Origin of the sequence: Hymenobacter sp. DG25A (genome assembly GCF_001280305.1) — a bacterium.
Lineage (GTDB): Bacteria > Bacteroidota > Bacteroidia > Cytophagales > Hymenobacteraceae > Hymenobacter.
Genome location: NZ_CP012623.1, coordinates 1,112,327 through 1,131,174, shown reverse-complemented (window position 1 = coordinate 1,131,174; position 18,848 = coordinate 1,112,327). Strand labels below are relative to the sequence as shown.

Below are 18,848 nucleotides of genomic sequence, written 5' to 3'. Positions count from 1 at the left end.
GCAGCGCCCCATGAAACCAAACCTGCTCCTGCTGCACGGTGCCCTGGCTACTGAAGCCCAGCTGAAACCGCTGGCCCGGGAGCTGGGCGCCTTCTACCGCGTGCATACTTTTTCCTTTAGCGGGCATGGCGGCCGGCCATTGGTACCGGCCGAGTTTACCATGCCGCATTTTGCGCAGGAAGTGCTCCGGTTTATTCAGGACCGCGACCTGCCGTTTGTACATGTGTTTGGTTACAGCATGGGGGCTATGCGGCTTTGGTGGCGGCGCTGTCGTCGGCCGGGCGCATTAAAACCATCACCACCCTGGGCACCAAGTTTAACTGGGCTCCTGACACCGTTGCCACGGAAGCACGCCTGTTAAATGCAGAAACCATGCGGGAGAAAGTACCCCAGTTTGCTGCTCACCTGGAACAACTGCACGCCCCTACTCCTCTGCCGGAACTGCTAAATGCCACGGCAGATATGATGCAGGCATTAGGCAATGCCCCACTGCTGACACCCGAAGCGCTGGCTTCTATAGCTATTCCAGTGCAGGTTTTGGTGGGCGAGCTGGACAAAACAGCCGGCGTTGATGCTTCTCAGGAGTACGCTGCCTATTTGCCCCACGGTACGTTTGAAGTGATTATGAACACGCCGCACCCGCTGGAACGGGTAAACCCGGACTTGCTGGCCAGCCGCATTATTCGTTTCAGTGAGGAGCAGAATTAGCTTGAACCGGCCTTAAATAAAAAAGCCCGCTACTACTGTAGCGGGCTTTTTTATTTAAGGCCGGGGAGGCGGTGGCGGCACCACCGGATTGGGCCTTTTGCGGTCGGTGGTAACCAGCAGGGCCAGCGCCGTGAGCGTGAGACGTAAAATCCATTTGCTGCTCATGAGTCCGGCGTAGTCAAGGGTTATTTAAAGAACGTGTTGTTGTCCTTGATGGTCAGGTCGCAGCTGCTGCCGCCGGTGTTTTCCTCACAGGTGGTGCCCACAATCTTGTTGCCTTCAAAGTTGAAGAAACAGAACGTGCAGCCTACACCCTCAATTACATACCGCTCAGCGTTAGAACTCAGGTACAGGCTGTTATCAGTGGAGTATTGCAACGGAATGGCCATACCGCGGAACATGCCGTCTTTCAGCCCCAGACCCACCAGGTAGTACACCGGCTTATCCTTGGGCCTTTCCTGCACCTTTCGGATGGTGACTTTATCTACCGTAGTACCATCGTTGAACTGATGGATAAAGCCGCGGGTGAGCTGGTCTTTGGGCACCGAATACACAATTTTTCCCTCCGATATTTCGGCTACCAGCTTACTTACGGCTTCCATCTGCCGCTGCTCTATCTTGGTAGGGTCATTGGCAGGGGAGCTGAATTCGGGCATTTGCTGGCGGCGCGTGGTTTCACAGCTGCTCAGGCCAGCCAGCAGCCCCGCAGCAAAAACTATATAAAAACCGGAAAGACGGGAAAAACGCATGGATAGGGTTAGCAGAAGAAATTAGCGGGGTTTGTAATACTTGAGTGCCTCGGGCAGCTCCCGCTGAATATCGGCAATACGGGTACCGCTGGAGGGGTGAGTAGAAAGGAATTCGGGTGGTGAGGCCTGGTTGTCGCGGGCTTCCATGCGCTGCCAGAAAGCAATAGCCCCCTTGGGGTCGTAGCCGGCAATGGCCATAAAGATAAGCCCCAGGTGGTCAGCTTCCGATTCCTGATTGCGGCCATATTTAAGCAAGCCTACGGTGCTGCCTACGCCAAACGCCTGCAGCGCCAGCTGCTGCGTAGCCTGGGTGTTATTGGCCAGGGCTACAGAAAGCGCCTGCCCGCCCAGCTGCTGCACCAGGCCCTGGCTCATCCGCTCGTTGCCGTGCTTGGCTACAGCATGAGCAATTTCGTGTGCCATCACCACAGCCAGGCCATTTTCGTCCTGCGTAATAGGCAGAATACCCGTGTAAACGGCCACTTTACCGCCGGGCATACACCAGGCATTTTCCTGCTTGTCGTCAATCAGGTTAAACTCCCACTGGTAGCCGGCCAGCTGCTCGGAGGCGTTCTGCTGGCGAAAATAGGAATCCACGGCCTGCTGAATACGCTGGCCTACGCGGCGCACCATGGCCGTTTGCTGCGCGTTGCTGGAAAGGCGGCTTTTGCCGATGACTTCGCGATACTGCTGCTCGCCTAACGAGAGCATTTCGCCATCAGACACCAGGCTAAGCTGCCGGCGTCCGGTGATTGGAACAGTGGAACAGGCGGCGGCCACGGTAAGGCAGCAGGCCAATGCAATTTTCTTTAACATGAGTACCGGAATTTAGGGAAAGAGAGATAATAGATAAGTGCAGCAGCTGGGGCTGCCATTTTTAGGCCACAGTAAAATTCTCTGTAGCGCTTGCTATACGCAGAGTAGCCGGCAAAATGTTTGCTTCGGGCCAGGGCAACGCGGCAACCGGCGCACACGTAAGGCCGGATTTTCGTTTTTCGGGCCGGGAATTAGCCTTATTTTTGGCAACTCCCCGGCTTCTGCCTCTATACCGAAGGGCTGATTTTGCTCGTTTGGGGTCTTGTTTACCGGCCTTCGGGCCCTGCTCCTGTTTTCGCCTTCCCTCATGAAGATACTCTGCATTGGCCGCAACTACGCCGAACATATTGCCGAACTGCACAACGAAGTACCCGACGAGCCCGTCATTTTTCTGAAACCCGATACCGCGCTGTTGCAGCGCAACATGCCCTTTTTCTACCCCGATTTCTCGCAGGACATTCATCATGAAATTGAGCTGGTGCTGCGCGTGAGCAAAAACGGCAAGAACATCGACCCCAAATTCGCCCACACTTATTTTGATGCCATCGGCCTGGGTATCGACTTCACGGCCCGCGACCTGCAGAGCAAAGCCAAAAGCAAAGGCCTGCCCTGGGACTTGGCCAAGGGTTTCGATGGCTCCGCCCCGCTTTCCCCTTCCTTCAAGCCGGTGGCCGAATTTGCCGACCTGAACAACATCAACTTCCGGCTGGAAGTAAACGGCGAGGTGCGCCAGCGTGGCAACTCCGGCCTGATGCTGCACAATTTCGATAACATTATCAGCTACATTTCCCGGTTTATCACCCTGAAAATGGGCGACTTAATTTTTACAGGCACGCCCAGCGGCGTAGGCCCGGTGCAGGTAGGCGACCAGTTAGTGGGTTTTATAGAAGAGGAGCGCGTACTGGATGTGGCTGTTAAATAACCTCCGTCAACTATCGGGTGGTGCGCTGGCCCTGCTGCTCAGCACCGCCGCTCTGGTGCCCGCCGCCTGTGGCAACAAGGAATCGGAAAAGGTTTCCCGCAAGGCAGCTGAAACGCCGCCGGAAGAAGCCGGCCGCGTGAAAGTGGAGCCGGGCTACTTCCTGTTTCCCATTAAGCCCGGCAAGCCCAACTTCCTGGCGGGCAGCATGGGCGAGCTGCGCCCCAACCACTTCCACGGGGGCCTGGATATTAAAACCGATGGCCGCACCGATCTGCCCGTCTACGCCTCCGCCGATGGCTATATTTCCCGCCTCAAGCAGTCGTCGTTTGGCTACGGCAATGTACTCTACATCACCCACCCCAACGGCCTGACGACGGTATACGGCCACCTGAACCGCTTCCTGGGGCCGGTGGCGGATACGCTGCGCGCCCGCCAGTATCAGAAGCAGACCTATGAGATAGAGCTGTTTTTCACGAAGGACCAATTCCCGGTAAAGCGCGGCGACATCGTGGCCCTGTCCGGCAACACCGGCGGCTCGGGTGGCCCGCACCTGCACTGGGAAGTGCGCGACGCGCAGGACAACCAGTTGAACCCTTTGCAGTGGGGCGGTTTCCCCGAGATTCAGGACCACGTGGCACCTTCTCTGCAAGCCTTTGCCCTGGAGCCGATCAGCATTAATGCCCGCGTGCAGGGCCGCTTTGCTAAAGCAGTGTTTGTACCAAACCCGCTGCCTGGCCCCGGTGTGGCTACCGTTTGGAAAGACACGATTCCGGCTTATGGCACCGTGGGAATCCTGCTGCAGGCTTTCGACCGCTACGACAATGCCTGGAATAAAAACGGGCTGCAGCGCGTAGAAGTAAAAGTGAACGGACAGCCGCACTATACCCACGAGGTAGATGGTGTGCCCTTCCCGGAAGGCTCCCGCGAAATCAACCAGCACGTGGACTATGAGTGGCAGAAAACCAACGGCCGCACCCTGGAAAAGCTGTTTGTAGATGATGGCAACAGCCTGAAAATGTACACCACCGGCCCCAGCAAAGGCCTGTTGAACGTGCAGCCCGGCAAGCTGTACAACGTGGAAGTACGCATGAGCGACTCCTATGGCAACACCACCCCGCTGAGCTTTGTAATCCGGGGCCAGGAACCCATGTATTTCAAAACCCGTAGCGCCGCCGTGAAGCGCCCGGCCCTGCGCTATGAGATTACGCGCAACATTCTGAAGGTAGTGGCCGCTGACCCCGACACAGCAAGCCAGGGCGGCAACCTCACGCTGTACCGGGGCAACCGCCTCCTGGAGCTGCGCCCCAGCTACACTGAGCAAAGCCAGAACGTGTACCTCTACGATTTGCGCGCCGGCCGCCCGGATTCCATGCGCTTTGGCCCCGTAACGCGGCGCTTTGATCGGCAGGCCCTGATTCCCTCGGGGCAGGAGTTTGCTTTCTCTACCAGCAACATGCAGCTGGAGTTTAAGCCGCAAACCCTGTTTGATACCCTGTACCTGCAAACCAGCTATAAGGAAGGCCTCTGGACGGTACAGAACCCCCGGCAGCCGCTGTATCAGCCCCTGCGTGTGACGCTGCGGCCGGAGCAGCCCATTGCCGATAAAGAGCGCTCCGCGGTGTACATGATCAATGCCCGCGGCGGCCGTTTGTACCAGGGCGGCAAATGGCTGGATGATGCCATTTCGGTGCCGGTGAAAACCTACGGCTCGTTCCGCATCCTGACGGATACGCTGCCGCCCTCGGCGCGCCTGGTGCGCAAGTCGGCGCAGGGGCTCACGTTCCAGGTGGGCGATAATCTGTCGGGGCTGGCCAGCTATAAGTTGTACATCAACGGGCAGTGGCGCCTGCTGAAATACGAGTACAAGAACGCCACGCTGTTTACCGATCCGCAGGACCACACCGTGCCATTGCGCGGACCCGGTGAGCTGCACATTACCGATCAGGCAGGCAACCAGCGCGTCATCAAATTCACGATTTAACCGCAATAGCGGAGCAAACCAAGTACAGGCAAGGGCCGGCCAGCGGAAATTCTCCGACTGTGCCGGCCCTTTTCGCGTAGAGCAACGCAGGCTGCTTTCTTTACCTTCTGACCAGAAACGTTACTATGAAAACTCGTCGTCCAGTGCTGTTTGCGGCTGCGGCCGCGGCAGTGGGTGCGGCCGCCGTGGTGTACTCACGCACCCGCACGGCGCCGCTCCCCGTAGTGCCTCACGTAGATCTGAAACGCTACGCGGGCCTGTGGTATGAAATTGCGCGCCTGCCCACCCGCTACGAGCGGGACTGCGAGGCCGTAACGGCGGAGTACCACCTGCAGCCTGATGGCACCATGCGCGTGCGCAACACCTGCCGCCGCAAAAGCCTGACCAGCCCCGAAGAATCGGCCACCGGCACGGCCCGCGTGGCAGACCGCCGCACCAACGCCAAGCTGAAAGTGAGCTTTTTCTGGCCCTTTACCGGGGATTACTGGATTCTGGACCTGGAAGGCGACTATCAGTATGCGCTGGTAGGCGAGCCCAAACGGGAAAACCTCTGGATTCTGTGCCGGCACCCGCATCTGGAGCGCAGCATTCGGGATAAGCTGGTGGCCAAGGCGCGCAGCCTGGGTTTTCCGGTAGAAAAGCTGATTTTTACGCCTCAGCCCGTTTCCGAAAACCCCTAAACCTTCCTGATGGATCTACAACCCGGCTCCCCCGCCCCCGATTTCGAAGCCATTGACCAGAACGGCATTCTGCACCGCCTCTCTGACTACCGCGGCCGCAAAGTGGCGCTGTATTTCTACCCCAAAGACGATACCAGCGGCTGCACGACCCAGGCCTGCAACCTGCGCGATAATCAGCAGGCCCTCACCAGCGCCGGCATTCAGGTGCTGGGCGTTAGTATTGACGGGGAGAAGTCGCACCAGAAGTTCGCCACCAAATACGACCTACCCTTCCCCCTGCTGGTAGACGAAGACAAGAAAATAGTGCAGGACTACGGCGTATGGCAGGAAAAATCGATGTACGGCCGCAAGTACATGGGCACCATGCGCTATACTTTTCTCATCGATGAAAATGGCCTGATTGAAAAGGTCATCACCAAAGTAGACACCAAAAACCACGCGGCCCAGCTGCTGTAGAATAATTTTAGAGCTGGCAAAAGGCCGTCATGCAGAGCGTTAGCGAAGCATCTTGGTGCTGAGGTTGTGGTGGCACTTACTGATTAGCACACTAGCGAGATGCTTCGCTCCCGCTCTGTATGACGTTCTGATTTTTGACTGGAAGCTGACCTGAACTGACCACATAACCCAGGTCAGCTTCTGTGCTCAATTCCCCTGTCCGCTCCTCTTGCTAGCGGGCAGGGGATTTTTATGCCCTATCAGCTGTCTGAAGGGATAAACCGTCGGAATTCGGTGGTCAATGCCAAGAAGGATTTCCGCCTCCGGCGAAGCTTGCTACCTTTGCCCAAGCAACCACCTTCTCCTTCCGTACCCATGTCGCAGGATACTTCCCTCGCCGCCCAGGCTACCGCCAACCCAAAAACCATTGCTGAGCTGCAACAGATTGCCGCTCAGGTGCGCCGCGACATTGTGCGCATGGTGCACGCCGTAAACTCCGGCCACCCCGGCGGCTCCCTCGGCTGCACCGATTTGCTGGTTGCCCTCTATTTCCGGGTGATGAAGCACGACCCCAGCTTCTCCATGAATGGCGTAGGCGAAGACCTGTTTTTCCTTTCTAATGGGCACATTTCACCGGTATTCTACTCGGTGCTGGCCCGCTCGGGCTACTTCCCGGTGAGCGAGCTGGCTACTTTCCGCAAGCTGAATTCCCGTTTGCAGGGCCACCCGGCCACCCACGAGCACCTGCCCGGCATTCGCATTGCATCCGGCTCCCTGGGCCAGGGCCTGAGCGTAGCCACGGGCGCGGCCCAGGCTAAAAAGCTGAACAGCGACAACCGCACTGTATTTGTGCTGATGGGCGACGGCGAGTTGGAAGAAGGCCAGGTATGGGAAGCGGCCATGTACGCCCCGCACCATAAAGTAGACAACCTCATTGCCTTTGTAGACCGCAACGGCCAGCAGATTGACGGCCCCACCGAAAAGGTAATGAGCTTGGGCAACCTGCGCGCCAAGTTTGAAGCCTTCAACTGGCTAGTGCTGGAAACCGACGGCAACGACCTGACAAAGCTGATAGCTTCTATTGAAGAAGCACAGTCTATGCTGGGCCAGGGCAAACCCGTGATGGTGCTGATGGATACCCAAATGGGTTTCGGCGTTGATTTCATGATGGGCTCGCACAAATGGCATGGCGTGGCACCCAACAACGAGCAGCTGGAAATTGCCCTGCAGCAGCTCATCGTAGAGCACGGCAGCGACTACTAAGCTCCTTTTCGGTAATTCAAATACTGCGGCAGAAATCCTTCCGTTTCTTCTTCAGCAGCTAGTATATTACTGAACCGAGATACCGGCCCGCCTTCATAGGGCGGGCCACTCGGGGGCTTGGGCTTGTTCTATGCGCTATCCACCGGTTTTCCTGCGATACTTCCTGGTTTTATGCGCCCTGCTGCTAGGGAGCAGTAGCCTGCATGCCCAGAACCAGCCTTCCGTCAGGGCCCGCACTACCCGCATTTTGTTTTTGCTGGATGCCTCGGGTTCTATGCTGGCGCCGTGGGAGGGTGAGCCGCGCATGGAGGTGGCCAAGCGGCTGCTGGCGAAAATGGCCGACTCCCTCAACGCCTACCCCAATCTGGAGTTGGGTCTGCGCGTGTATGGCCACCTGCACGATAAATCGGAGAACAACTGCGAGGACTCGCGGCTGGAGGTGCCGTTTGCCGCCAAGAATGCCCGCGCCATCAAGGACAAGCTCAAGCAGATAACGCCGCAGGGCAACACACCCATCACGTACTCGCTGATGCAGTCGGCCGGCGACTTTCCCACCGACAAGAACAGCCGCAACGTCCTGATTTTGATTACCGACGGGCTGGAATCGTGCAAGGGCGACCCCTGCGCTACCTCCATTGCCCTGCAGCGCAAGCGCATATTTCTGAAGCCCTTTGTGATTGGCATTGGGGCCGAGCACGAGTTTGGCAAGCAGCTGGAATGCCTGGGTCAGTACTACAACGCGGCCGATGTAAAAACCTTCCGCACCATTCTCAACGACGTTATTGCGCAAACGCTGGCCAAAACCACCGTGGCCATTAACCTGACGGATGCCGACGGCCGGCCGGTAGAATCGAACGTGAACCTGACGTTCATCAACAACATCACGGGGGCCATTGAATACAACTACGTGCACTACCGCGACGACAAGGGCAAACCCGACGCCCTCGACATCGACCCGCTGCAGAGCTACGACCTGGTTATTAATACGGTGCCGGCCCTGCGCGCCAATAACCTGCAGGTGAAACCCGGCAAAGCCAATGTACTCACGTTTAAATCGCCGCGGGGCACGTTGTGGCTGCAGTCGCCGCAGCTTTCGCCCAACCCTTATGGCACCATGCAGGCCGTCATCCGGCAGGCCGGAGAGCCGGCCACGCTGGTAGCGCGCACCTTCGGCAACCGGCAAAAGCTGCTCACGGGCAAGTATGAGGTGGAAATTCTGACGCTGCCGCGCATTACCCGCCATATCACCATTCGGCAGGGCCAGGAAACGATAGTGACGTACGAAGCTCCCGGTACCCTGAACATCATTACCGATCTGAAAGGCTACGGCAGCATTTACCGCCTCAATCAGGACGACTCCCAGACGTGGATTTACAGCCTACCCGAAGGCGGCAGCAGCAAAATGAACGTGCCCCTGCAGCCTGGGAATTACCGGCTGGTGTTTCGCTCCAAAAATGCCACCGGCAGCAAATTCACCGATGCCCGCAGTTTCACGATTAAATCGGGGCAGACTACGTCCGTTAGCTTGTTTGGGAAATAGTTTAGCTGATGAAAAAAGCCTTTATCCTCCTGGAAACGACTTTTGCAATAGTGGCGCTGGTAGGCCTTATGATGCGCCTTGCTTTTGTGACAGGTGGTGATTTTCTACTGGTAGTCAGTCTGGGGCTTTTGACTATGCTGTATTTCATAGGGGGCTATTTTCAGGGGCCATCCAAATCGGCTAATGCGGACGGCGCCCCGGCAACCGAGGGAACTGCGCTTAAAATCTGGAGCGGCATCCTTTTTTCCATCGGCATAATCGGCATACTGGGCACGCTCATGTTCTGGTCTGGTTTCAGATTTCATCTTCAAATTGGTTTAGTCGGCAGCCTGGCTATCCTGCTGGGCCTGTTCTTAGCCTCCCGCCGGGCGGGTGCCCCGGCCAGGAGCCTTGTTTTTCGGCGCAGCACCATTATTGCCGCCCTGTGTGCTGGAGTCTGGCTTGTACCCAAGCCTACCCTTTTCCATGTGTTTCATCGCAACGATCCGCAGCTGCTGGAGAAATGGAACCGCGTGCAGCAACATCCTGGCAACACAACTTACCAAGCCGAACTTGATGCCTACCGCAGGGAGCAGTTCGCTTCTAAAAAGTAACCTTCTCACTCTTCTTACCACATGAAAGACTTCCCCTACACCGAATCGAAAGACACGCGCTCCGGCTTTGGGGCGGGCCTGCACGAGCTGGGCAAAACCAACCCCAACGTAGTAGCCCTCTGCGCCGACCTCATCGGCTCCCTGAAAATGGATGCCTTTGTGAAGGACTTCCCCGAGCGGTTTTTCCAGGTGGGCATTGCCGAAGCCAACATGATGGGTCTGGCCGCCGGCCTCACCATCGGGGGTAAAATCCCCTTCACGGGCACCTTCGCCAACTTCAGCACGGGCCGCGTGTACGACCAGATCCGGCAGAGCATTGCCTACTCCGGCAAAAACGTGAAGATCTGCGCTTCGCACGCGGGCCTCACGCTGGGCGAAGACGGCGCCACCCACCAGATTCTGGAAGACGTGGGCATGATGAAAATGCTGCCCCACATGTGCGTCATCAACCCCTGCGACTACAACCAGACCAAAGCCGCCACGCTGGCCATTGCTGAATACGAAGGCCCGGTGTACCTCCGCTTCGGCCGCCCCGTTGTACCCAACTTCACCCCCGCTGACCAAGAGTTTGAAATTGGCAAAGGTGTTATGCTGAACGAAGGCACCGATGTGAGCATCTTCGCTACGGGCCACCTGGTGTGGAAGGCCATCCTGGCCGGCAAGCTGCTGGCTGAGAAAGGTATCAACGCCGAAATCATCAACATCCACACCATCAAGCCCCTGGATGCGCAGCTGATTCTGGAGTCGGCGCGCAAGACGCGCTGCGTGGTTACCGCTGAAGAGCACCAGATGAACGGTGGCCTCGGCGACTCAGTGGCCCAGCTGCTGGCCCGCGAAGAGCCCCTGCCCCTGGAAATGGTAGCCGTGAACGACTCCTTCGGTGAATCCGGCACGCCCGATCAGCTGATGGAGAAATATGGCTTGAACGAAGCGGCTATTGTAGCAGCGGTAGAGAAGGTAATGGCACGCCGGAAGTAATTCAGCCCGCTATCCAAACAAAAGCCCCCGCAGCCATTGTTGCGGGGGCTTTATGCGTTTAGAAGCTTTGGCATTATGCAAGCTGCTCTCAGCTTTGGACGCTCTTACGGATTTGTATGAATTGCTTAGCCGTATTCAATTCAGGCCTGTCGGAATTTGCGGTATTCGCTATCTGAAGCAATTGCTGGTAGTACTGTTCCGCTTTAGCCAGATTGCCCGACTTTTCTGCGGCCTGGCCTGCGCCATAAAGCCCGTTGAAGCGGTTGGGATGCTTCTGCAGATTCGCCTCGTAGGCCGCCAACGCCTGCTGGGGCTGGTTCATTTGCAGGAGCATGTCGCCCAGCAGTTCCCGGGCGGGAAGTACTTCGGAAGGCGTAACCGGGTGTTTCTCGGTTTTGTCTTCCAATTCAGCTGCCTTCTTCATTAGGACCAGGGCCTCGCTGTTCCTGCCCGCTCCCCAGCACAGCCAGGCTTCGGAGGCAACTATCTGAATTTCAACTTGATTGGCTTTGTAAGCATCTTTCTGACTCAGCAGCTTGCTCCGTAGCTGTTTTAGTTCGGTCAATTCGGCGGTGGCTGATACCTGGTTTCCGGTGTGCACCAAGCCCAGCAAACGGGTGAAATGAATAATGGCTTTTTGCCAGGGATACTCCTCCCAGGAAAAGCCGGCTCGGGTAACCGGTAAAGTAGCCGCTTCCCGCCAGCGTTTGTTTTCGAGGACATAGCGGGCCGGAATGGCCGCATAAGCATAGACCACTTTAAAGTTTTGGGGAGTTACCTCCTTCATCCCTTTTAAATAGTCCCACTGCTGTTTAGCCAGGGTGTTTTCTCCTCTTTGCAAATAGGCATACACCAAATAATCCAGCCCGTGTAGTTCTTCGTCCCAATGCCCTTTCATGCCCACCGTCTCGGCGTAGCACTGGGCCGCCGCAATAGAGGCTTTGTTGGATTGGATGCATTCTTCCCACAGGCCTAATCGGGTAAAGATGTGAGAAGGCATGTGCTGGGCATGGGCGGAAGCCGGGGCTACGGAAGCATATTTCCGCGCGGCGGGCAATGCTAACGCGGCCAGCTCCGGGTAATCATAGGTGTGGATGATGTAGTGAATAATCCCCGGGTGATTGGGCTCGTCGGGATACAGGGTATTCAGCAAGCGTCCGGCTTTTTTCTGCTTCACGAATTGCTTGTCGGCAGGTTCGGCAGCGGCGGTTAACGCCAGCGCGTAGAAGATGGCGGCCTCCTTATCTGCCGGGAAGGAGGTGTGCAGGGATGCCATGGCTTTTTCAAAAGCCTGGCAGCGGGCCTGATGTGGTACTTGCTCCCAGTTCTGATAAAAGGCTGCCAGAGCGTTGATATACGCTGCCTCTTTCTTGGTTTTACCCTTAATTGACTGAGCTACGTGAATGGCTTTTAACCCCTTCTTTAATTCCGGCTCCGTGGGTGGGGCCCAGAGCGGGTGAAAATTGGCCATGGCCGCCCCCCAATAAGCCATGGCACAGCCTGGGTTTATATCAATAACCTTCGCAAAAACCTTCTCAGCCTCATCGTACTCAAAAGAATGCAGCAGCTTCAGGGCCAGATTGAAATCTTCTTTGGTATTGGGGCCACAGGAGGTTTCAAAGTCAACTTCCCCAAACTTTCTATCAACGGAACGACAAGTGAGGACCGGACCGCGCTTTAGGTTTATCTGATTGATAACCTCGCGGGAAGGCGCAGCGCTTTTCTGCTTGCAGGAAACGCCCAGGAACAAGCAGCTAATTAACAGACATGCGGTGGTCGTTTTCATCCCCTTTTGCTGCTAAAAAGTGTGGCTTCGTGGAGAACTATGCCTGGTTAATCCCTGGCAAAGCAGACTACCGCCATGATTCCTTGCGCTGCACCTTACCCAAAAGCAGCCGCTAGTTTTTTGCCCCGCAGTCGGCACAGAACTTCTGCTCGGGTTTCATGGCAGAGCCGCAGCCGGTGCAGAACCGGTCTTTTTGTTGGGCTATAACATTGGGTGTGCCGCACTCGGGGCAGAATTTCTGGTCGGGGTTTAGCTTGGCGCTGCAGCTTTTGCACTGCACAATACCGCTCCGGTTCAGGAAATCCAGCTCTTTGGTATAGTCCTGGGCGCGGGTTTTTTCGCGAATCTGCTCGCTGGTGGCCTGGGCCTGCTGCGAGGCCAGCTCTTCGTGCTCATCGGGGGCGCAGTCTTCGCAGAGGCCGGCTTTGTGGTTCCAGCATACGTCGGGGCACACCCAGTGGCCGCAGCGGGTGCACTGCTTGAAATACACCTTGCCTTCCTCCACGGCTTTTTCCAGGGCCTCGTCGTGGGCTTTGCCGCCAATGGCGCGCTGCACATGGTAGGCCGCGTTGCCGGCATCGTAGAAACTACCGCCGAACAGGCTGCCGGCCGCCCGCAGCAACTCCCCGGCAATACCTACTTTGTTGGGCAGGAACCGCGACATGTGGCCGTTGCGGCATTTGTCGCAGTAGAACTTGAATTGAAAGCCTTTGTCAGTGGATAGGTCGTCGTGGTTGGCAACAAATTGTATCAGATTGCTCATAGCGCAGAAGGTAGATTTCGGGGTAAAAATAGGAGTAAGAATCATTCTCCTATAAATTAATATTTATCTGTTTTAATTTTCCGGGTAATCACCCTCACACCGCATCACTTTTTAAATCAATACCATCTTTATGTGAGCTAGGCCCAGCACACCAAATCAGAAAGAACGAACGGGCTTTTAAACCCGGGCTACCTTTTTGCCTCTAAGCCGCCGTCACCTCTCTCCGCACCCTGTTTGGAAGACCAGGAAATACTACTCAAGTTTCAGGACCCGGCCGCCCGCAACGTGGCCTTCAACCAGCTGGTGCGCAAATACCAGACGAAGGTGTACTGGCACGTGCGCAAAATGGTGATTGACCACGAGGACGCCGACGACCTGACGCAGGATGTGTTTATTAAAGTGTGGAAGCACCTGGAGAACTTCCGCCAGGATGCCTCCCTCTACACCTGGATTTACCGCATTGCCACCAACGAGTGCCTGAACTTCCTGAGTAGCAAGCGGCGCAAGTTCTTTCTGCCGCTGAATGATGTGGGGGCTGAGCTGGCCGCCAAGGTGGAGGCCGACCCCGCCATTGCCGGCGACGAAATAGAGCTGAAGCTGCAAAAAGCCATTCTGCAGCTGCCGGATAAGCAGCGCCTGGTGTTCAACCTGCGCTACTATGATGAAATGCCCTATGAGCAAATGGCAGAAGTAACCGGCACCAGCGTAGGCGCGCTGAAAGCCTCCTACCACCACGCCGCCAAAAAGATTGAACAGTACATCAATACCCACTCCGATTAAACCTCACGGCCCTAGCGGCTTCTAACCGATATGAAAACCCCGTTTCGTCTGGACGACCACCCCCGCCGGACATCACCCTTGGCTCCGCCCCCGGATGGCTACTTTGAGCGGCTTCCGCACCGCGTGCTGGAGCGCGTGCAGCCGGCACCGGCGGCGGAGTGGGCTATGCCCGGTTGGCTGCTGGCCCTTTCCCGGCCCATGCGCACTGCCCTGGCCTCGGCCGTTCTGCTGGGTGGTTTTGCCACTTCGTTTTTCCTAAGCCAACAGGTGGTTTCTCCGCATCAGCCTGCGACGGAGGCCACTGCCGCAATGGCCCTGGCCAATGTACCGCGCACAGAAATGGTGCAGTACCTGCTGGCCAGCGACCAGCGCGTAACCCTCCCGGACCTAGCCGAGCTCCCCGGCACCGCCGACCAAACCGTAACGGACAGTTTCCTGCAGGCCTCTTCGGCCGAAGTGCAGGATATCCTGGACGAGCAACCCACCGATGACCTTTATTTATAAGCTGATGTCCCTTACTCTCTCCTCTCTCCTCCGGGTAAAAAAGCCTGGTCTGGCAGCATTCCTTCTGCTGGCCGGCCTGCTGCTGCATACCTCCGCCTGGGCCCAGAAACCCGACCGCCAGGAACGCCTCTCCCGCCTGGAAAACGCCAAAATTGCGTTCCTCACTGATAAGCTCACGCTCACCCAGGACCAGGCCCAACGCTTCTGGCCCCTCTACAATGAGTTTACCGATAAGCGCCGCGACCTGAACCGCCGCCAGCGCCAGTTGCGCACCAGCGACCCCGAAGGCCTCACGGACCAGCAAATCAAGGACAACCTGACCCAGGCCTTTGCCATGCGCCAGCAGGAAGTGAATCTGGAAAAGGAGTACTTCGATAAGTTTCAGAAAGTGCTGTCCATCCGGCAGGTGGGCCGGCTGTATCTGGCCGAGCGGGAATTCACCCGCGAGGTACTGCACCGCCTGGATGAGCGCCGCGGCGGCCCTCGCCCCGGCGACATGGCAGCCCCGCGCTAAGGTTTTATAAACACATGAATATTAAGGCGTCATGTCGAGCGAAGTCGAGACATCTCGCTAGTGTGGTAAATAGTGATTAGCACCACAACCTCAGCACGCGAGATGTCTCGACTTCGCTCGACATGACAGTCTAATTCTCGTCCTGATATTTCAATTATCCATTAGCTCCAAAAGGCTGTCCGCACTGGGCAGCCTTTTTTGATGCATGCGGTAAAATGGCGCCTTACCTTTGCGTCTATGCAAACGGCTTCATTTACCTCCCGCCAGCTTTTTTTGCGCCATCAGGCCCAAACCTCTGATTTCCCTTTGCTGCTTGAAATTGAGCGGGCCGAAGGAGTGTATATGTACGGTTTTGATGGCCGCCGCTACCTGGATTTAATTTCCGGAATTGGGGTAAGTAACGTAGGCCACCGCCACCCCAAAGTGTTGGCGGCCATTCATCAGCAGTTGGATAAATACCTGCACCTGATGGTATATGGTGAGCTGGTGCAGGCCCCGCCGGCCGAGCTGGCCCACGCCCTGCACCACACCCTGCCCACCCGTCTGGACTCAGTATATTTCACCAACTCCGGCACCGAGGCCGTGGAAGGTGCCCTGAAGCTGGCCAAGCGCTATACCGGCCGCACCGAGCTTATTTCCTGTCACCGCGCTTATCATGGCTCCACGCAGGGCGCGTTGTCTGTTACAGGGTCGGAGGAATTCAAGCGCAGCTACCGCCCTTTGCTGCCCGATGTGCGCCACATCGAGTTCAACCACCAGGCCGATTTGCAGCATATCACCTCCCGCACCGCCGCCGTAATAGTGGAAACCGTGCAGGGCGAAGCCGGCGTTCGGGTAGCGCTTCCGGGCTATTTGCCGGCCTTGCGCCAGCGCTGCACCGAGGTAGGCGCCCTGCTGATTCTGGATGAGATTCAGTGCGGGTTTGGGCGCACGGGTACCTTCTGGGCATTTGAGCAGTTTGGCATCGAGCCGGATATTCTTCTCACGGCCAAAGGCATGGGCGGTGGCATGCCCATTGGGGCGTTTATTGCGCCCCAGGAAATCATGGCTGTTTTCAAAACCAACCCTATTCTGGGGCACCTCACCACGTTTGGCGGGCACCCGGTGTCGTGCGCGGCTTCCCTGGCTACGCTACGTGTTATTCAGGAGGAAAACCTGCTAAGTGGCGTGCACGAAAAAGCCGCCCTGTTCAGGCGGCTTCTGCGGCACCCGGCCATCCGCGAGGTGCGGGGCTGTGGATTATTGATGGCAGTGGAATTTGAGTCGTTTGCTGTGCTGAAGCCCATTATTGACTGGGCTCTGGAGCACGAAGGTGTGCTGACGGACTGGTTTCTGTTCTGTGATAATTCACTGCGGCTGGCTCCTCCCCTCACTATCTCAAATGAGGAAATTGAAGTAGCCTGCGCGGCGCTGCTGCGGGCTGTAGAGCACGTAACGGGCGCCCTGGCCAGCTAAGGCCAGCTACTCGCCGCCGTTGTAGTTCAGGAAGGCCTGCGACTCCTGCTTTATCTGCTCCCGGGGCAGGCCATCTTTCACGCCCATAGAAATCTTCCGGACCAGCACGCCTACAATAGCTTTGCGGAAGCCCAGCTTGGTGGCCATGTCAATGCAGAAGTCCATTTCGTGGTCGTCTACCACGCCATCGGCCAGCATCATGTCTACCAGATCAAAAATCTGGTCAAAGCGCTCAGAGTCATTATCAGGCACCACCATGGCGGCAGTGTTGGTATTGGCTACCAGGTTGCGGACATCCTCCGCCCGCATACCGTTCTTTTTGCCTACAGCCACAATGAAAGTCATTTCCCGCTCATCAATGTGTCCATCGGCTTTAGCCAGGGAAGCAAGGTTGCAGAGGTGGCTTTTGACTTTCTTCGTCTGTTCGCTTTCGAAAAAACCAAACATATAACGGAAACAGGTTAACAGGTGGGAATTAGGCGGTTGCCAGAAGGGCGGAACGACAGCGAAAATCCTGCCGGGGTGAAAACGAAGACTGCGAAAAGGGAGGTTAAGATACCTACTACCCCGCTAGAACACAATACGCAGTTTCGGAAAAAATAGCCACATCCAAGGAACAACGGTTGAATTTATCTTACTTCGCATCATTTGTGCCGGCTGCAGCCCTGCCGCCGGCTTCTCCTTGGGGACAAGACCAACTAAGTATATGAAACGCATTGGAGTTTTTACCAGCGGCGGCGACTCGCCCGGCATGAATGCCTGCATTCGGGCCGTGGTGCGCACCGCAGTCTACCATGGTATTGAGGTGTATGGCATTATGCGCGGCTACAGCGGCATGATTAAGGGTGAGTTTGTACGCCTTGATTCTGCTTCCGTATCCAACACCATTCAGAAAGGCGGCACCATTCTGAAATCGGCCCGCAGCCAGAAGTTCATGACCAAGGAAGGCCGGCAGCAGGCCTTCGATCAGCTGGTAAACAACGGTATTGAAGGACTGGTGGCCATTGGCGGCAACGGCACGTTCACCGGCGCCAAGCTATTTGAAGAAGAATTTGGCATTCCTACCGTAGGTGCCCCCGGCACCATTGACAACGACCTTTTCGGCACCGACTACACCATTGGCTACGACACGGCAGTGAACACGGCGCTGGAGGCCATTGATAAAATCCGGGACACCGCTGACTCGCACGACCGGTGCTTTTTTGTGGAAGTAATGGGCCGCGACTCCGGCTACATTGCCATTCCCTGCGCCATTGGGGGCGGGGCCGAAATTGTAATGATTCCGGAAACCAAGATGTCGACGGATGCCGTGATTGAAAGCCTGCGCAATGGCTGGCAGCGCTCCAAAACCTCCTTTATTGTGGTGGTAGCCGAAGGCGACGAAGAGGGCAACGCCCACGGCATTGCCCAGCGCGTGAAAGAAGAAATTCCGCAGCTGGATACCCGCGTAACCATCATCGGGCACATTCAGCGCGGCGGCGCACCCTCCGCCGCCGACCGTATGCTGGCTTCCCAGATTGGCATTGCAGCCGTAGAGGGCCTCATGAACGGTATGCGCAACGTAATGGCTGGCATCATGGACCGCAAGCTGGTGTATACCCCTTTCCATGACACCATCTACAAGAAGAAGCTTATCAACCAGAGCTTTATGCGGATGGTAGAGATTCTGAGCGTGTAATAGCTCTGCGGGAAAGGCCGTTGGAAAAACAGGCGGAAACAGCTACTCTTGTGGATATTCTGTTTTGTCTGTTTTTCTCACTATCCATCTTGTATGAAGTTATTTTATCCTTTGTTGATTGCCCTGGTTGCCGGCACTGCCGCGCAGGCGCAAACCCAGCCAGCCGCCGCCAGCCAACCCAAGCATTTGTTGGAGTTTGGCTTAGGTACCAGCCTCAATGGCTCTGGTGATTATTCCTGCCTGAAGACGCACCTGGGCTATACCAGCTTGCTAAACAGGCACCTGAGCGCCGGAACGCGCATTGCCATGATCAGCGGAGCCAAGGTGAAATACTTTGGTCCTGATGCCAGTGTACCGGTTAGTTACCATGCGGTAAACCTCGAAAGTGAGGTCTTCTTTGCTCCCTTCGGCAACGATGGCCGCGTGGTAGTAGCGCTGGGAGGCGGGTTTTGTGGGTTATGGGCAACAGTATAACTTCGAGTATGCCCAATACGCCCTGAATGCGAATAACAAGATGGAATTCAGCTATAAAGCCAGGCAGACCAACGGTTTGCATGTAGGCTATATAGCTTCGCTGAACACCGATTTTTGGGTGGATGCGCGCCAAAACTGGCAAGTGGGTGTTAAGCTCGCTTTTCAGAATGATTCCCGCTCCACTATTCTGCCCGGCGGCCAGCTGAAAGTCAGCCACCGGTTGTAATAG

At 56.5% G+C, this 18,848-nt stretch carries 22 protein-coding genes; 17 read left to right on the top strand and 5 right to left on the bottom strand.

The features are described from left to right. Nucleotides 1-10 precede the first annotated feature (10 nt). Nucleotides 11-361, top strand: a complete 351-nt coding sequence (locus tag AM218_RS17200) for an alpha/beta fold hydrolase (RefSeq protein WP_082318074.1) — start codon at nucleotides 11-13, stop codon at nucleotides 359-361. Beyond that, on the top strand, nucleotides 259-708 hold the full coding sequence (locus tag AM218_RS16480; RefSeq protein ID WP_197274066.1) for an alpha/beta fold hydrolase: 450 nt from the start codon (nucleotides 259-261) through the stop codon (nucleotides 706-708). Before AM218_RS17200 ends, AM218_RS16480 begins: the two co-directional genes overlap by 103 nt. 185 nt (nucleotides 709-893) lie before the next feature. Here AM218_RS16480 and AM218_RS04865 read toward each other — a convergent pair whose 3' ends face one another. Together AM218_RS04865 and AM218_RS04860 are read right to left on the bottom strand one after the other, a co-directional pair. Beyond that, nucleotides 894-1,457 carry a hypothetical protein gene (locus tag AM218_RS04865; protein ID WP_054412380.1) on the bottom strand — a complete coding sequence of 188 codons (564 nt, stop codon included), beginning with the start codon at nucleotides 1,455-1,457 and terminating at the stop codon, nucleotides 894-896. A 21-nt stretch (nucleotides 1,458-1,478) separates the two neighbouring features. Then, complete coding sequence (locus AM218_RS04860) at nucleotides 1,479-2,273, bottom strand: M48 family metallopeptidase (protein WP_054412377.1); 795 nt, start codon at nucleotides 2,271-2,273, stop codon at nucleotides 1,479-1,481. Between the two features lie 307 nt (nucleotides 2,274-2,580). Between AM218_RS04860 and AM218_RS04855 the strand changes: the two genes are divergently transcribed. The 8 genes from AM218_RS04855 to AM218_RS04820 all read left to right on the top strand — a co-directional run bounded on the left by AM218_RS04855 (nucleotide 2,581) and on the right by AM218_RS04820 (nucleotide 10,665). Next, nucleotides 2,581-3,195, top strand: a complete 615-nt coding sequence (locus tag AM218_RS04855) for a fumarylacetoacetate hydrolase family protein (RefSeq protein ID WP_054415300.1) — start codon at nucleotides 2,581-2,583, stop codon at nucleotides 3,193-3,195. Continuing rightward, nucleotides 3,179-5,176, top strand: a complete 1,998-nt coding sequence (locus AM218_RS04850; protein ID WP_054412376.1) for a M23 family metallopeptidase — start codon at nucleotides 3,179-3,181, stop codon at nucleotides 5,174-5,176. Before AM218_RS04855 ends, AM218_RS04850 begins: the two co-directional genes overlap by 17 nt. Before the next feature lie 125 nt (nucleotides 5,177-5,301). Then, nucleotides 5,302-5,856: a lipocalin family protein gene (locus AM218_RS04845; RefSeq protein WP_071843696.1), complete on the top strand. Its 555-nt coding sequence runs from the start codon at nucleotides 5,302-5,304 to the stop codon at nucleotides 5,854-5,856. 9 nt (nucleotides 5,857-5,865) lie between these two features. Continuing rightward, on the top strand, nucleotides 5,866-6,312 hold the full coding sequence (gene bcp, locus AM218_RS04840) for a thioredoxin-dependent thiol peroxidase (protein ID WP_054412371.1): 447 nt from the start codon (nucleotides 5,866-5,868) through the stop codon (nucleotides 6,310-6,312). A 354-nt stretch (nucleotides 6,313-6,666) separates the two neighbouring features. Beyond that, complete coding sequence (locus tag AM218_RS04835) at nucleotides 6,667-7,554, top strand: transketolase (protein ID WP_054412368.1); 888 nt, start codon at nucleotides 6,667-6,669, stop codon at nucleotides 7,552-7,554. 130 nt (nucleotides 7,555-7,684) lie between these two features. Further along, entirely contained in the window at nucleotides 7,685-9,094 is a 1,410-nt protein-coding gene (locus AM218_RS04830; protein WP_054412366.1) for a vWA domain-containing protein, read from the top strand. An 8-nt stretch (nucleotides 9,095-9,102) separates the two neighbouring features. Further along, nucleotides 9,103-9,687 carry a hypothetical protein gene (locus tag AM218_RS04825; RefSeq protein ID WP_054412363.1) on the top strand — a complete coding sequence of 195 codons (585 nt, stop codon included), beginning with the start codon at nucleotides 9,103-9,105 and terminating at the stop codon, nucleotides 9,685-9,687. 21 nt (nucleotides 9,688-9,708) lie between these two features. Next, nucleotides 9,709-10,665, top strand: coding sequence for a transketolase family protein (locus tag AM218_RS04820; protein ID WP_054412361.1), 957 nt, complete (start codon nucleotides 9,709-9,711; stop codon nucleotides 10,663-10,665). 88 nt (nucleotides 10,666-10,753) lie between these two features. Here the strand turns inward: AM218_RS04820 and AM218_RS04815 are convergent, their stop codons facing one another. Both AM218_RS04815 and AM218_RS04810 read right to left on the bottom strand, forming a co-directional pair. Further along, nucleotides 10,754-12,451: a tetratricopeptide repeat protein gene (locus AM218_RS04815; protein ID WP_054412359.1), complete on the bottom strand. Its 1,698-nt coding sequence runs from the start codon at nucleotides 12,449-12,451 to the stop codon at nucleotides 10,754-10,756. Between the two features lie 112 nt (nucleotides 12,452-12,563). Then, nucleotides 12,564-13,214: a zinc ribbon domain-containing protein gene (locus AM218_RS04810; RefSeq protein WP_054412357.1), complete on the bottom strand. Its 651-nt coding sequence runs from the start codon at nucleotides 13,212-13,214 to the stop codon at nucleotides 12,564-12,566. A 234-nt stretch (nucleotides 13,215-13,448) separates the two neighbouring features. Here AM218_RS04810 and AM218_RS04805 point away from each other — a divergent pair, with 234 nt between their 5' ends. From AM218_RS04805 to AM218_RS04790, 4 genes are all read left to right on the top strand, one after another. Next, nucleotides 13,449-13,994, top strand: coding sequence for an RNA polymerase sigma factor (locus AM218_RS04805; RefSeq protein ID WP_054412355.1), 546 nt, complete (start codon nucleotides 13,449-13,451; stop codon nucleotides 13,992-13,994). Between the two features lie 30 nt (nucleotides 13,995-14,024). Continuing rightward, entirely contained in the window at nucleotides 14,025-14,498 is a 474-nt protein-coding gene (locus AM218_RS04800) for a hypothetical protein (RefSeq protein WP_157547526.1), read from the top strand. A 4-nt stretch (nucleotides 14,499-14,502) separates the two neighbouring features. Then, on the top strand, nucleotides 14,503-15,012 hold the full coding sequence (locus AM218_RS04795; protein ID WP_071843850.1) for a hypothetical protein: 510 nt from the start codon (nucleotides 14,503-14,505) through the stop codon (nucleotides 15,010-15,012). A gap of 237 nt (nucleotides 15,013-15,249) precedes the next feature. Next, nucleotides 15,250-16,467, top strand: coding sequence for an aspartate aminotransferase family protein (locus AM218_RS04790; RefSeq protein WP_054415297.1), 1,218 nt, complete (start codon nucleotides 15,250-15,252; stop codon nucleotides 16,465-16,467). Nucleotides 16,468-16,473: 6 nt separating this feature from the next. On the opposite strand, the gene AM218_RS04785 is transcribed toward AM218_RS04790, so the two are convergent. Next, nucleotides 16,474-16,914, bottom strand: coding sequence for a tellurite resistance TerB family protein (locus tag AM218_RS04785; RefSeq protein WP_054412349.1), 441 nt, complete (start codon nucleotides 16,912-16,914; stop codon nucleotides 16,474-16,476). 259 nt (nucleotides 16,915-17,173) lie between these two features. On the opposite strand from AM218_RS04785, the gene pfkA reads away from it, so the two are divergent. From pfkA to AM218_RS04770, 3 genes are all read left to right on the top strand, one after another. Then, complete coding sequence (gene pfkA / locus AM218_RS04780; RefSeq protein ID WP_054412347.1) at nucleotides 17,174-18,145, top strand: 6-phosphofructokinase; 972 nt, start codon at nucleotides 17,174-17,176, stop codon at nucleotides 18,143-18,145. A gap of 93 nt (nucleotides 18,146-18,238) precedes the next feature. Beyond that, nucleotides 18,239-18,619 carry a hypothetical protein gene (locus AM218_RS04775; RefSeq protein ID WP_054412345.1) on the top strand — a complete coding sequence of 127 codons (381 nt, stop codon included), beginning with the start codon at nucleotides 18,239-18,241 and terminating at the stop codon, nucleotides 18,617-18,619. 40 nt (nucleotides 18,620-18,659) lie between these two features. Beyond that, the gene (locus tag AM218_RS04770; protein ID WP_054412343.1) at nucleotides 18,660-18,845 is read left to right on the top strand and encodes a hypothetical protein; all 186 of its coding nucleotides are present in this window, start codon (nucleotides 18,660-18,662) and stop codon (nucleotides 18,843-18,845) included. The last annotated feature ends 3 nt before the right edge of the window (nucleotides 18,846-18,848 follow it).

Excerpts from the sequence above, each read along its gene's own strand:
- AM218_RS04860 (WP_054412377.1), bottom strand. The coding sequence starts at position 2,273 with ATGTTAAAGAAAATTGCATTGGCCTGCTGCCTTACCGTGGCCGCCGCC.
- AM218_RS04815 (WP_054412359.1), bottom strand. The coding sequence starts at position 12,451 with ATGAAAACGACCACCGCATGTCTGTTAATTAGCTGCTTGTTCCTGGGC.
- AM218_RS04820 (WP_054412361.1), top strand. The coding sequence starts at position 9,709 with ATGAAAGACTTCCCCTACACCGAATCGAAAGACACGCGCTCCGGCTTT.
- AM218_RS04845 (WP_071843696.1), top strand. The coding sequence starts at position 5,302 with ATGAAAACTCGTCGTCCAGTGCTGTTTGCGGCTGCGGCCGCGGCAGTG.
- AM218_RS04850 (WP_054412376.1), top strand. The coding sequence starts at position 3,179 with ATGTGGCTGTTAAATAACCTCCGTCAACTATCGGGTGGTGCGCTGGCC.
- AM218_RS04785 (WP_054412349.1), bottom strand. The coding sequence starts at position 16,914 with ATGTTTGGTTTTTTCGAAAGCGAACAGACGAAGAAAGTCAAAAGCCAC.
- pfkA (WP_054412347.1), top strand. The coding sequence starts at position 17,174 with ATGAAACGCATTGGAGTTTTTACCAGCGGCGGCGACTCGCCCGGCATG.
- AM218_RS04835 (WP_054412368.1), top strand. The coding sequence starts at position 6,667 with ATGTCGCAGGATACTTCCCTCGCCGCCCAGGCTACCGCCAACCCAAAA.
- AM218_RS04770 (WP_054412343.1), top strand. The coding sequence starts at position 18,660 with ATGGAATTCAGCTATAAAGCCAGGCAGACCAACGGTTTGCATGTAGGC.
- AM218_RS04775 (WP_054412345.1), top strand. The coding sequence starts at position 18,239 with ATGAAGTTATTTTATCCTTTGTTGATTGCCCTGGTTGCCGGCACTGCC.
- AM218_RS17200 (WP_082318074.1), top strand. The coding sequence starts at position 11 with ATGAAACCAAACCTGCTCCTGCTGCACGGTGCCCTGGCTACTGAAGCC.
- bcp (WP_054412371.1), top strand. The coding sequence starts at position 5,866 with ATGGATCTACAACCCGGCTCCCCCGCCCCCGATTTCGAAGCCATTGAC.
- AM218_RS04790 (WP_054415297.1), top strand. The coding sequence starts at position 15,250 with ATGCAAACGGCTTCATTTACCTCCCGCCAGCTTTTTTTGCGCCATCAG.
- AM218_RS04825 (WP_054412363.1), top strand. The coding sequence starts at position 9,103 with ATGAAAAAAGCCTTTATCCTCCTGGAAACGACTTTTGCAATAGTGGCG.
- AM218_RS04855 (WP_054415300.1), top strand. The coding sequence starts at position 2,581 with ATGAAGATACTCTGCATTGGCCGCAACTACGCCGAACATATTGCCGAA.
- AM218_RS04795 (WP_071843850.1), top strand. The coding sequence starts at position 14,503 with ATGTCCCTTACTCTCTCCTCTCTCCTCCGGGTAAAAAAGCCTGGTCTG.
- AM218_RS04865 (WP_054412380.1), bottom strand. The coding sequence starts at position 1,457 with ATGCGTTTTTCCCGTCTTTCCGGTTTTTATATAGTTTTTGCTGCGGGG.
- AM218_RS04800 (WP_157547526.1), top strand. The coding sequence starts at position 14,025 with ATGAAAACCCCGTTTCGTCTGGACGACCACCCCCGCCGGACATCACCC.
- AM218_RS04810 (WP_054412357.1), bottom strand. The coding sequence starts at position 13,214 with ATGAGCAATCTGATACAATTTGTTGCCAACCACGACGACCTATCCACT.
- AM218_RS04830 (WP_054412366.1), top strand. The coding sequence starts at position 7,685 with ATGCGCTATCCACCGGTTTTCCTGCGATACTTCCTGGTTTTATGCGCC.